The following is an 11476-nucleotide window of genomic DNA, read 5'->3' as shown; positions in this document are numbered from 1 at the left end:
CTCCCGGCTCCCCGCACTCCCCGGAGGTCTGCGTGTTCGACCCGTTCCTGCCCGCCACCGAGATCGCCGATCTCATCCGCCGCCGCGAGACCACCTCGGAGGAGGTCGTCTCCGGCTACCTCGACCGCATCGAGCGCCTGAACCCCGAGATCAACGCCGTCGTCTGGGTGGACCCCGAGGCCACGCTGGCCGCCGCGCGCGCGGCGGACGCGGCCCTGGCCGGCGGCGCCGAGGTCGGCCCGTTCCACGGCGTCCCGGTACCGATCAAGGACCTCACCCCCGCCAAGGGCCAGCCGTGCTGGTTCGGCTCGCTCGGGACGCCGGAGACGCCGGCGGAGGAGAGCGAGCCGGTCGTCGACCAGCTGCTGGCGGCCGGGTTCGTGCTCATGGGCCGCACCGCCGCCCCCGAGGCCGGGACGATGTCGGTGACCGAGAGCCGCCGGTTCGGCATCTCCCGCAACCCCTGGGACCCCACCCGGTCACCGGGCGGCTCCAGCGGCGGCGCGGGCGCGGCGGTCGCGGCCGGCCTGGCGCCGGTCGCGCACGCCTCCGACGGCGGCGGGTCGATCCGGATGCCGGCGTCCAGCTGCGGGGTGGTCGGGCTCAAGCCCAGCCGCGGCCGGGTGCCGGCGTCGGTGTCGGGCTGGGAGCACGCCGCCACCGACGGCGCGGAGACCCGCACCGTGCGCGACGCCGCCGCCGTCCTCGACGCGATCAGCCACCCCGACCCGCTGGCCCTCTACAACGCGCCGCCGCTGGCCCGGCCGCTGGTCGAGGAGCTCGGCGCCCCCGCCGGCCGGCTGCGGATCGGCCTGGTGACCGAGGCGCCGACCGGCGTCCCGGTCGACGCCGACTGCGTCGAGGGCACCCTCCGGGCGGCGAAGGTGCTCGAGGAGCTGGGCCACACGGTCGAGCCGGCCACCCTCGCCGGCTACAGCCAGGAGGCCGTCGTCGGCTACATGACCCACATCATGGACGCCTCGGTCACCGCGCTGCCCTACGAGCGCCCCGAGCTGGCCGAGCCCTACCTGCAGTACCGCATGGAGCGGGCCCGGCGGGCGTCGGCCGCGGACTACGTGGCCGCGGCGCACCGGCTGCAGCGGGAGAGCCGGCAGGTGGTCGCCCAGTTCGGCCGCGACTTCGACGTCGTCCTGAGCCCGACGATGGCGACCGTCCCGGTGCCGGCGGGGCAGCTGGTCGACGAGGCCAACGCCGACCCCGAGGGCCCGCGCTTCACCGAGCTGCGGATGGTCTCGTTCACCAGCTGGGTGAACCTGGCCGGGCTGCCGGCGATCTCGCTGCCGCTGCACGTGGCCACCGACGGCATGCCGATCGGCGTGCAGCTGGTGGCCGGGCCGTGGCGGGAGGACGTGCTGGTCCGGCTGGCCGCCGCCCTGGAGCAGGCGATGCCGTGGGCCGACCGGCGGCCGCCCCGCTTCGCCTGACCGCCGCTCAGCGGGGGAGCGGGTCGCCGTCGGAGAGCATCCCGACGGCGACCCGCTCCCGGAACTCCCGCGGGCTGCTGCCGTACCGGCTGCGGAAGGCCTTGCTCAGCTGGCTGGGGTCGGCGATGCCCCAGCGCCGGCCCACGGTGGACACCGACAGGTCGCGGAGTGCGGGGTCGCCGAGGTCGCGCCGGACCAGCTCCAGGCGGCGCGCGCGCACGTAGCCGGCGACGGTGAGCGCCTGCTGGCTGAACAGCTTGTGCAGGTACCGCGTGGAGACGTGGTGCGCCGCGGCGATCGCGTCGGGTGCGAGGTCCGGGTCGCCGAGCCGCTCCTCGATCCACTGCAGGATCGGCTCGAGCGGGTCCGGGGCACCGGCCGGGGGCACAGCCGACCGCACGTGCCCGGTGAGCAGCGAGGTCACCGCGTCGGCGGCGGACAGCCGCATGGGCGCCGACATCCGCGGCGCGAGGTCGACCAGCTGGCCCAGCAGCCCGGTGAGCAGGGCCGCCGACGGCGCCCCGGCCAGCTCGTCGCTGGCGGTCGCGGCGGTGAGCGTCTCCGTCCGCACGCCGAGCAGCTCCGGGGTCACCTCGACGACGAGGTAGTGGTACGGCCCGCGGATCTGCAGCCGGAACGGCCGCGAGCGCGAGTAGATGCCGACCCGGTCGGCGCCCAGGGTGATGGTGTGCTCGACGCCGTCGGCCCCCGCCTGGGTCAGCGTGCCCCGGCCGTCGAGGAGGACGCCGAGGTAGAAGCCGGGGAAGCGGCGGGCCATCGGCAGCGGTGTCACCACGACGTCGGCGGTGTCCCGGAAGGCGCAGGCGGAGATCCGGCCGACCTGCCAGGGCGACGCGCTCACGTGCATCTCCGGCTCGGCCGAGCGCACCAGGACGGCGTCGTGCGGGCTCGGCGTCCGCGGACCGGCCGGGTCGAGGTAGGCCTGGACGACGGTGCCGCGTGGTCCGGCGACCAGCTGCATGCATGCCTCCGGGAGGGGTGGGCCCGCGCCGCGCGGGCCGGCCTGCGTCGCTGCCGAGGGTAGGTGGCCGCCGTCACGGCCAGGTCACGCCGACGGGACGGCGCGACGACGCGGAGGGCCCCTCCCCGCGGGGGGAGGGGCCCTCGACGCGGCGCGGTCAGCGGGTGGTGACGGTGACCGGCAGCCGCTTCACGCCGTTGACGAAGTTGCTGCGCAGCCGCTCGGGGCGGCCGGCCAGCGCCGCGGTGTCGATCCGCGCCACCAGCTCCTGCAGGGTGACCCGCAGCTCCAGCTTGGCCAGGAACGAGCCCAGGCAGTAGTGCGGGCCGCCCTTGCCGAAGGTCAGCAGGTCGACGTTCTTCCGCGTGAGGTCCAGGACGTCCGCGTGCGGGATCACCCGCTCGTCGCGGTTGCCGCTCGGGAACCACATCGCCAGCTTGTCGCCGGCCTTCATCTGCACCCCGGCCACCTCGACGTCGCGGGTGGCGGTGCGGCGCATGTGGTAGACCGGCGGGCCCCAGCGCAGCAGCTCGTCCAGCGCCGGGCCGTCGAGCAGCTCGGGCCGCTCCTGCAGCAGGGCCAGGGCCCCGGGGTTGTCGATGAGGGTCCACATCGCCAGGCTGATCGCCTGCCGGGTGGTCTCCTGGCCGGCCAGCGCCAGCAGCAGGAAGAAGTTGTCGAGGTCCTGGGTGGTCATCGGGCCGCCGTCGACCTCGGCGGTCACCAGCTTGGTCATCAGGTCGTCACCGGGCTGGCGGCGCCGCTGCGCGGCGAGCTCCCGGCCGTACTCGAAGACCTCCAGCGCGGCGGGGGAGCGGAAGGGCAGCAGCCGGTACTGCTCGCTCTCCTCGCTGTGCAGCAGCACGTCGGCGAGCTCGGGGTCGGTGTGGCCGACCAGCCGGTCGCCCCAGGTGGTCAGCTTGTGGTGGTCGGTGTCCGGCACGTCGAGCAGCCGGCAGAGCACCCGCACCGGCACCTCGCTGGACACGTTCTCGACGAACTCGAACGTGCCCTTCGGCAGCGCGGCGTCCAGGGCCCGGCCGACGACGCCCCGGAGGAACGTCTCGAAGCCGTTGACCACCCGGGGGGTGAACGACGACGCGACGGCGCGGCGGAGCTGGGTCTGCCGGGGCGGGTCGGTGTCGATCATCGAGGTGCGGTGCGCGAGCTGCTCGTCGTCGAGCTCCTCGAGCGCCACCCCGCGGCTGGAGGTGAAGGTCTCCCAGTCGCGGCTCACGGCGACGATGTCGGCGTGGCGGGTGATCGACCAGAAACCGCTGTGCGGAGCCGGCTCCGGGGTCCACGCCACCGGGTCCTCGTCCCGGAGGCGGGCGAACAGCTCGTACGGCGGGCCGTCGACGAAGGTGTCGGGGTCGGCCAGCGGGGCGGCGAGGTGGTCGACGTGCTGTGCGGTCATGCCTGGTCCTTGTCTGGGTGGTGCGGAACGGGGCGGCCTCAGAGGTGGTACGCGTACTCGCGGAACTCCCAGTCCGTGACGTGCCGCTCGAAGCGCTCGACCTCGTTGCGCTTGTAGGCGAGGAAGGACTCGACGAAGCGGTCGCCGAGCACCTCGCGCAGCTCGGTGTCGGCCTCCAGCGCGTCGAGGGCGTCGGCCAGCCGCTGCGGCAGCAGCGGCGCCTTCTCCGGGTCGTAGCCGTAGCCCTCGAGCGGTGCCGGGGCCTCCAGGCCGTTCTTGATGCCGAGGTAGACGGCCGCGCCGATCGCCGCGTTGGCCAGGTAGGGGTTGGCCGTGGCGTCGCCCAGGCGCACCTCCATCCGGCTGGCGCCACTGCGCTCCGGGGGGATGCGGATCATCGCGCTGCGGTTGTCCAGGCCCCAGTCGATCAGCCACGGCGCGAGGGTGTCGGGCCCGAAGCGCTTGTAGGAGTTGATCGTCGGGTTGAGCAGCGCGGCCAGCGCCGGCGCGTGGGCCAGGACGCCGGCGATGGCCGACAGCCCGGTGGCCGACAGGCCGTGCGGGCCGGCCGGGTCGCCGAAGACGTTCTCGCCCGCGTGGTCGACCAGCGACATGTGCAGGTGGAAGCCGCTGCCGCCCTCGTCGTTGAACGGCTTGGCCATGAAGGTGGCCATGAAGCCGTTGTGCCGGGCGATCTCCTGCACGCCGGACTTGAGCCGGAAGGCGCGGTCGGCGGAGTCGAGCATCTCCGAGTGGTCGAGGTTGATCTCGAACTGGCCCGGCGAGAACTCGTGGTTGGCGGCGGTGACTCGCAACCCGGCCGCGCGCAGCTGGCGCAGCATGGTCAGCAGGATGCCGTGCGGGTCGCCCTTGCGGCCGACGACGTAGACGTTGCCCGGGTCGTCGCCGTACCGGCTCCAGCCGCCCTTGCCGTCGGGCTGGACGACGAAGAACTCCAGTTCCGGGCCGACGACGGCGCTCACCCCCAGCTCGCCCAGGCGCCCCGAGATGCGCCGGACCAGCTCGCGCGGGGACTCCGCGGCGGGCTCGCCGTCGGGGTCGTGGGCGTCGCCGATGGCCCAGACCGCACCGGGCTCCCACGGCATGTCGGCGAGGGTGGACAGGTCGGGGACGACCTTGATGTCGGGCAGGCCGTCCTCCAGGCCGCCGGTCACCGGGATGACGTCCCCCTGCGGGCTGGTGTGGTAGACGGCGCGGCAGAACGCCAGGCCGTGCCCCATCGCCGTGCCCAGCTCGTCGACCAGCACGTCACGACCGCGGTCGGTGCCGATCAGGTCCGAGTAGGAGACGCGGACGATGTCGATGCCCCGCTCCCGGAGGTCCGCCGCGACCTCGGCCGTGCTCCGCTCGCTGCTCATGTGGTCTCTCCTCAACCGACGGGGACGGGCGACGGCACGGCGACCGGGAAGGTCTTGATGCCGTTGATGAAGTTGGACCGGACCCGGGTCACCGGGCCGGTGTGTGCCAGGGGCGGGGTCATGCGGGGGATGAGCTCCTCGAACATGATCCGCAGCTCCAGCCGGGCCAGCTGGTTGCCGAGGCAGAAGTGCGGGCCGCCCTTGCCGAAGGTCAGGTGGTCGACCCGCGTGCGGGTGACGTCGAACCGGTACGGGTCGTCGAAGACGGCGGAGTCCCGGTTGCCCGAGGCGAACCACACCACGACCTTCTCGCCGGCGCGGATCGTCCGGTCGTAGAGGTCCACGTCGCGGGTCGCGGTCCGGCGGAAGTGGTAGACCGGCGAGGCCCAGCGCAGGAACTCCTCGACCGCGCCGGGGATCAGCTCCGGGCGCTCCTGCAGGAGGGCCAGCTGGTCGGGGTGCTCGAGCAGCGCGGCCATGGTGTGGCTGATGGCGTGCCGGGTGGTCTCGTTGCCGGCGACCACGAGCAGCAGGAAGTAGTTGCGGAAGTCCCGCTCGGACAGCGGGAGGCCGTCCTCCGGCGTCTCGTTGACCAGCTTGCTCACCAGGTCGCGGCCCTCGGCGCCGCGGCGCTGCCGGGCGAGCTCGAAGCCGTACTCGAACACCTCGAGGGCGGCGGGGGAGCGGAAGGGCAGCAGCCGGTACTGCTCGCTCTCCGGGGAGTCGGCGAGGACGTCGGCGTAGTCGGGGTCGCTGTTGCCGACCATCCGGTTGCCCCACTCGATCAGCTGCGGGGCGTCGGCCTCCGGCACGTCGAGCAGGCGGGCCAGCACGCGGATGGGGAAGTCGGCGCTCACCTCGTGCACGAAGTCGAACGAGCCCTGGGCGAGGGCGGCGTCGACGGTGCTGCGGGTCAGGCCGCGCAGGAACGCCTCGTAGCCCACCAGCGAGCGGGCGGTGAACTCCCGCTGGGTGAGCTTGCGCAGCGCGGCGTGCCGCACGCCGTCGGTCTCCAGCATCGACTTGCGGACCTCGATCTGCTCGGCGTCGAGCTCCTCGAGGTTGGCGCCGCCGAGCTCGGAGGAGAAGGTCTCCTCGTCCCGCGTCACCTTCACGATGTCGGCGTGCCGGGTCAGCGACCAGAAGCCCGAGTTGGGTGCGGGCTCCTCGTTCCAGTGCAGCGGCTCCTGCTCGCGCAGGACGTCGAACATCTCCCACGCACGGCCCTGCTCGAACGCGTCGAGGTCGGACAGATCGACCTCGTCCGGTGTACGGCTCACTCCTCCGGGTCTCCCGTCCACTTCGTTTGCTCCCGAACGTTGCGGTGGACTGTAGGCTCCGACACATGGCTGGACAAGGGTGGACGCGGAGTCGCCGCGTCCCCGGCCGCGCGCGGTGAGCCGCTACGCGAGGGCCGTCGACGCCGCGCCCGGCCAGAGCCACTACACGCTCGCCGCGACCGAGAAGGCCGTCGTCGACCGCATCGCCGGCCTGTCGCTGGACATGGACGCGATGGCGGCGGTGCAGAACGTCTACCGCGCGGCCAGCGAGATCCGGAACCACCTCGAGCGCACGGTGCTGGCGCCGCACGGCCTGACCTGGACCGGCTGGGTGGTGCTGTGGGTCGTGTGGATCTGGGGTGACATCGAGACCCGCCACGTGGCCGCCGAGGCCGGCATCTCCAAGGGCACGCTGACCGGCGTCGCCAAGACGCTGGAGGCGCGGGGGCTGCTGCACCGGCGCACCCACCCCGACGACGCGCGCCGGGTGCTGCTCTCCCTGACGCCCGCGGCGCAGGAGCTCATGGAGTCGGTCTTCCCCCAGTTCAACAAGGAGGAGGCCTTCGTGGTCGCCGGCCTCAGCGACGCCGAGACGACCTCGATGACCGCCGCCCTGCGCAAGGTCGTCGCCCAGGTGCAGGGCCCGCCGCGCGACCCGGAGGCCGGGGTCCTGAGCGACTGACCGGCCCCCAGGCCGGCCGGCCGCCGGCCGGTCAGCGGGCCGCGTCGACCAGTGCGGCGAAGACCGCGGACTGGCGCGGGTCCTCGGCGGCGGTGTCCTCGGGGTGCCACTGGACGCCGAGGAAGAACCCCCGCGCGCCGTCGGCCTCCACCGCCTCCACCCCGCCGTCGGTGCAGCTGGCGACCGGGCGCAGCCCCTCGCCCAGCCGGTCGATCCGCTGGTGGTGGTAGCAGGAGACCTCGGCGCGGGTGCCCACGGTGCCGGCCAGCCGCGAGCCGCCGTCCACGACCACCTCGTGCCGCACGTGCCGGTGCGGCACCTCCATGTGCTGCTCGAGCGTGCCGCCGGTGGCCACGTTGACCACCTGCAGGCCCCGGCAGACCGCCAGCAGCGGCACGCCCTCGCGCAGTGCCCAGGTGGCCACCGCGAGGTCGAAGGCGTCCTGCTCGTCGTCGACGTCGTAGACCTCGTCGTGGGCGGCCGCCGCCGCGTACCGGGTCGGCGACAGATCGCCGCCCCCGGGCAGCAGCACGCCGTCGGCGAAGGCCAGCCGTTCCCCGACGGCGTCGGGGTCCACCTCGCCGCCGGGCGCGTGCGGCAGCACGGTGAGAGGCTCACCGCCGGCGGCGCGCACGCTCTCCAGCAGGGCCTGCGCGTTGACCAGGGCCCGGTAGCGGAGGGCCGACGCGGACGCGGAGAACCGCCCCGGAACGGCGATGAGCGGGCTGCGCGGCACGTCTTGACTCCCCTGGGTGGTGTCCGTACGTTCGGGCCCGAACGATAGTCCGGCAGGGGGCCTGCCGGGAAGCCGTCGTGGAGGAGCGAGGATGAGCCACACAGCGGTGGTCGCCGGGGTCGAGGTCGACACCCGCCACTGGATCGGCGGCGAGCGGGTCGCCGGCGCCGACACCTTCGACGACGTCTCGCCGATCGACGGCACCGTCATCGCCCAGGTGGCCCGCGGCACCGCCGCCGAGGTCGACCGCGCGGTCGCCGCGGCCGCCGCGGCGTTCCCGGCGTGGTCGCGCACGGCGCCGGAGGAGCGGGCCGCGGTGCTGCACCGCATCGCCGACGGCATCGAGAAGCGGCTGGAGGACCTCGCCCAGCTGGAGACCCGGGACAACGGCTCCCTGCTGCGCTCGCACCGGCGCGGGGTCATGCCGCGGGTGGCGATGAACTTCCGGTTCTTCGCCGACCACCTGCTCAAGCTGCACCACGACGACTTCGAGACCCGCGGCCACCGCAACCACGTCTCGTGGGACCCGGCCGGCGTGACCGCCGTCGTCACCCCGTGGAACGCGCCGCTGATGCTCGCCACGTGGCGGATCGCCCCGGCGCTGGCCGCCGGGAACACCGTGGTGGCCAAGCCGCCGGAGTGGGCACCGCTGACCGCCTCGCTGCTGGCCGACATCGCCGCCGAGGCCGGCCTCCCGGCCGGCGTGTTCAACGTCGTCCAGGGCATGGGCACCGAGGCCGGCGCGCCGCTGGTGGCCGACCCGCGGGTGCGGCGGATCAGCTTCACCGGCTCGGTCCCGACCGCGCAGAAGATCGGGGAGTCCGCCGCCGCGAACATCACCCCGGTCTCCTTCGAGCTGGGCGGCAAGTCCCCGCTGCTGGTGATGGACGACGCCGACCTCGACCTCGCCGTCGACCTGGCCGTCGAGCAGTTCGACAACTCCGGCCAGGTCTGCCTGGCCGCCGTCCGGATCCTGGTGCAGGAGTCGATCGCCGAGCGGTTCACCGAGGCGTTCCTGGAGAAGGCGCGCGCGGTCGTCCAGGGCGATCCGCGCGACGAGGCCACCGGCATCGGCCCGCTGATCGGCCGCACCCACCTCGAGCGGGTCGACGGGTTCGTGCAGCGGGCCAAGGCCGACGGCGCCACCGTGCTGCTCGGCGGGGAGCCCAACACCGAGCTGAACGAGGCCACCGGCGGCACCTACTACCGGCCGACGGTCTTCACGGGCATCGACCCGACCAGCGAGATCGTCTGCCACGAGGTGTTCGGGCCGGTCCTGACGCTACAGACCTTCGGCACCGAGGACGAGGGCGTGGCCATGGCCAACGACACCGAGTTCGGGCTGGCCGCCACGCTCGTCACCGGCAGCAAGGAGCGGGCGGAGCGGATCAGCGCCGCGCTGAACGCCGGCACCGTCTGGGTGAACTGCTTCTTCGTGCGCGACCTGGCCGCGCCCTTCGGCGGCAACGGCCGCAGCGGCATCGGCCGCGAGGGCGGCGACTGGAGCTTCGACTTCTACTGCGACGTCAAGAACAGCGTGTTCGCGCCGGGAGGGTGGGCCTGACCATGGGACAGGTAGTCGGAGCGGGGCTGCTCGCGCACGTCCCGACCATCATGCTGCCGGAGGAGACCCGCCGGGAGCTCAACAACGGCGAGGACTCCACCCTCGTCTCCGGGCTCGAGCAGCTGCGCCGCGAGGTCTTCGACGTCCTGGACTACGACACCGTCCTGGTGCTCGACAGCCACTGGGCGACGACGGTCGAGTTCGTGGTGACCGCGCAGGACCGCCGCGCCGGGCTGTTCACCTCCGAGGAGCTGCCGCGGGGGATGTGCCGCATCCCCTACGACTTCCCCGGCGACCCGGAGCTGGCGCGGGCGATCGAGGCCGCGGCACCGGGGCGCGACACCTGGATCACCGCGATCGACGACCCCTACCTGCCGATCTTCTACGCCACGGTGAACCTCTGGCACTACCTCGGCCGGGGCCTGCCGGACAAGAAGTGGATCAGCATCAGCGTCTGCCAGACCGGCGACACCGAGGACTTCCTCCGCGCCGGCCGCGCGATCAGGGACGCCATCGAGGCGACCGACCGCAAGGTGCTGCTGCTGGCCTCCGGCGCCATGTCGCACACCTTCTGGCCGCTGCGCCAGATCCGCGACCACGAGAGCGCCGACCTCAGCAACATCTTCACCCCCGAGGCCTGCGCCGCCGACCTCGAGCGGATCGCCTGGTTCGAGGCCGGTGACCACGCCCGGGTGCTGCAGACGATGCCGGAGTTCCTCCGGTACAAGCCCGAGGCGAAGTTCTGCCACTACCTGCAGATGATCGGTGCCCTGGGCGAGGAGGCGGTCACCGCCCCCGGCCGGCTGTACGGGGAGTACGAGAACTCCGTCGGCACCGGTCAGGTGCACATCTGGTTCGACCGTCCGGCCGCCGGCTGGACCGCTGCCCGAGGAGAGGCCGCCGCATGACCGAGTACCGCCGGGTCCTCCTGGACGGCTACCCCGTCCAGGTCCGCCGCGAGGGGGAGACCCTCGTGGCCGCCGACGGCCGCGAGGTCGGCGTCGAGGAGGCGATCCACCTCCCGCCAGGCCAGCCCAGCAAGATCATCGCCGTCCACCTGAACTACACCAGCCGGACCGAGGAGTTCATGACGCGGCTGCCGGCCGCGCCCACGTACTTCCACAAGCCGGTCTCGGCGCTCAACAGCCACAAGGCCGCGGTGGTGCGGCCCGAGGGCTGCAAGTGGCTGAACTACGAGGGCGAGATCGTCATCGTCATCGGCCGCACCTGCCGCAACGTCGCCCCCGACCAGGTGGCCGACTACATCGCCGGCTACACCGTCGGCAACGACTACGGCCTGCACGACTTCCGCGACACCGACGCGGGCTCGATGCTGCGGGTCAAGGGCAGCGACACCCTCGCCCCGGTCGGCCCCGGCCTGGTCACCGGCTGGGACTTCCGCGGCAAGACGCTGCGCACCCTGGTCAACGGGGAGGTGAAGCAGGAGGCGTCGACCGACGAGATGGAGTGGGACATGCACTACCTCGTCGCCGACATCGCCCGCACCATCACCCTCGAGCCCGGCGACATGCTGTTTTCGGGCACCCCGGCCTTCAGCCGGCCGGTGCAGCCGGGCGACGTCGTCGAGGTCGAGGTCGAGGGCCTCGGCCGGCTGACCAACCACATCGTGACCGGCCCGGTCGCCATCCGCGGCGACGTCGGGGCCCAGCCGACCGAGAGCGAGGAGGTCGTCTCCACGGCCCTCGGCGGCGACTGGGAGTACCGGGGGATCCGCACCCCGTCCAAGGACCTCTACCCCTCGCTCGTCGAGGAGAAGCCGGAGAACGCGCGATGAGCTTCAAGGTCGTCGTCGACATGGACGTCTGCCAGGACCACGGGCAGTGCGTCTTCGCCGCGCCGGACGTGTTCCAGCTGAACGCCGACGGCCGGCTCGAGGTGCTCGTGGACGAGCCGGACGAGTCGCTGCGCACCGCCTGCGAGGACGCCGCCGACGTCTGCCCCGTGCAGGCGATCACCATCGAGGGCTGAGC

Annotated in this window: 11 protein-coding genes; 6 read left to right on the top strand and 5 right to left on the bottom strand. The window is 73.3% G+C overall.

Annotated features, from left to right (window positions below; translation table 11 throughout):
* Window positions 1–32 precede the first annotated feature (32 nt).
* Window positions 33–1445, top strand: a complete 1413-nt coding sequence (locus tag ACI79R_RS11290; RefSeq protein WP_456573712.1) for an amidase — start codon at window positions 33–35, stop codon at window positions 1443–1445.
* 7 nt (window positions 1446–1452) lie between these two features.
* Here ACI79R_RS11290 and ACI79R_RS11285 read toward each other — a convergent pair whose 3' ends face one another.
* The 4 genes from ACI79R_RS11285 to ACI79R_RS11270 all read right to left on the bottom strand — a co-directional run bounded on the left by ACI79R_RS11285 (window position 1453) and on the right by ACI79R_RS11270 (window position 6503).
* The gene (locus ACI79R_RS11285; protein WP_456573711.1) at window positions 1453–2427 is read right to left on the bottom strand and encodes a helix-turn-helix domain-containing protein; all 975 of its coding nucleotides are present in this window, start codon (window positions 2425–2427) and stop codon (window positions 1453–1455) included.
* Window positions 2428–2584: 157 nt separating this feature from the next.
* Window positions 2585–3844, bottom strand: coding sequence for a cytochrome P450 (locus tag ACI79R_RS11280; protein WP_456573710.1), 1260 nt, complete (start codon window positions 3842–3844; stop codon window positions 2585–2587).
* A gap of 38 nt (window positions 3845–3882) precedes the next feature.
* Window positions 3883–5223, bottom strand: a complete 1341-nt coding sequence (locus ACI79R_RS11275; protein ID WP_456573709.1) for a glutamine synthetase family protein — start codon at window positions 5221–5223, stop codon at window positions 3883–3885.
* An 11-nt stretch (window positions 5224–5234) separates the two neighbouring features.
* Window positions 5235–6503 (bottom strand): cytochrome P450, encoded by a 1269-nt coding sequence (locus tag ACI79R_RS11270; protein WP_456573708.1) that lies wholly within the window; start codon window positions 6501–6503, stop codon window positions 5235–5237.
* Window positions 6504–6618: 115 nt separating this feature from the next.
* On the opposite strand from ACI79R_RS11270, the gene ACI79R_RS11265 reads away from it, so the two are divergent.
* Window positions 6619–7185: a MarR family winged helix-turn-helix transcriptional regulator gene (locus ACI79R_RS11265; RefSeq protein WP_456573707.1), complete on the top strand. Its 567-nt coding sequence runs from the start codon at window positions 6619–6621 to the stop codon at window positions 7183–7185.
* Window positions 7186–7216: 31 nt separating this feature from the next.
* On the opposite strand, the gene ACI79R_RS11260 is transcribed toward ACI79R_RS11265, so the two are convergent.
* Window positions 7217–7921, bottom strand: a complete 705-nt coding sequence (locus ACI79R_RS11260; RefSeq protein ID WP_456573706.1) for a gamma-glutamyl-gamma-aminobutyrate hydrolase family protein — start codon at window positions 7919–7921, stop codon at window positions 7217–7219.
* Between the two features lie 91 nt (window positions 7922–8012).
* Between ACI79R_RS11260 and ACI79R_RS11255 the strand changes: the two genes are divergently transcribed.
* Genes ACI79R_RS11255 through ACI79R_RS11240 form a run of 4 tightly spaced genes read left to right on the top strand, consistent with a single transcriptional unit; the run spans window position 8013 to window position 11474 of the window.
* Window positions 8013–9485 (top strand): aldehyde dehydrogenase, encoded by a 1473-nt coding sequence (locus ACI79R_RS11255; protein WP_456573705.1) that lies wholly within the window; start codon window positions 8013–8015, stop codon window positions 9483–9485.
* A gap of 2 nt (window positions 9486–9487) precedes the next feature.
* Complete coding sequence (locus ACI79R_RS11250; RefSeq protein ID WP_456573704.1) at window positions 9488–10393, top strand: DODA-type extradiol aromatic ring-opening family dioxygenase; 906 nt, start codon at window positions 9488–9490, stop codon at window positions 10391–10393.
* Entirely contained in the window at window positions 10390–11280 is an 891-nt protein-coding gene (locus tag ACI79R_RS11245) for a fumarylacetoacetate hydrolase family protein (protein WP_456573703.1), read from the top strand. The genes ACI79R_RS11250 and ACI79R_RS11245 overlap by 4 nt, the downstream gene beginning before the upstream one ends.
* On the top strand, window positions 11277–11474 hold the full coding sequence (locus tag ACI79R_RS11240; protein WP_456573702.1) for a ferredoxin: 198 nt from the start codon (window positions 11277–11279) through the stop codon (window positions 11472–11474). The genes ACI79R_RS11245 and ACI79R_RS11240 overlap by 4 nt, the downstream gene beginning before the upstream one ends.
* Window positions 11475–11476: the final 2 nt, after the last annotated feature.

Source organism: Blastococcus sp. SYSU D00820 (assembly GCF_054050695.1).
The sequence above is the reverse complement of the archived record's forward strand: the minus strand, read 5'-3'. Positions and strand labels throughout refer to the sequence as shown.

Coding starts and splice junctions, on each gene's coding strand:
- ACI79R_RS11240 (WP_456573702.1), top strand. CDS start 11,277: ATGAGCTTCAAGGTCGTCGTCGACATGGACGTCTGCCAGGACCACGGG.
- ACI79R_RS11245 (WP_456573703.1), top strand. CDS start 10,390: ATGACCGAGTACCGCCGGGTCCTCCTGGACGGCTACCCCGTCCAGGTC.
- ACI79R_RS11285 (WP_456573711.1), bottom strand. CDS start 2,427: ATGCAGCTGGTCGCCGGACCACGCGGCACCGTCGTCCAGGCCTACCTC.
- ACI79R_RS11255 (WP_456573705.1), top strand. CDS start 8,013: ATGAGCCACACAGCGGTGGTCGCCGGGGTCGAGGTCGACACCCGCCAC.
- ACI79R_RS11280 (WP_456573710.1), bottom strand. CDS start 3,844: ATGACCGCACAGCACGTCGACCACCTCGCCGCCCCGCTGGCCGACCCC.
- ACI79R_RS11275 (WP_456573709.1), bottom strand. CDS start 5,223: ATGAGCAGCGAGCGGAGCACGGCCGAGGTCGCGGCGGACCTCCGGGAG.
- ACI79R_RS11250 (WP_456573704.1), top strand. CDS start 9,488: ATGGGACAGGTAGTCGGAGCGGGGCTGCTCGCGCACGTCCCGACCATC.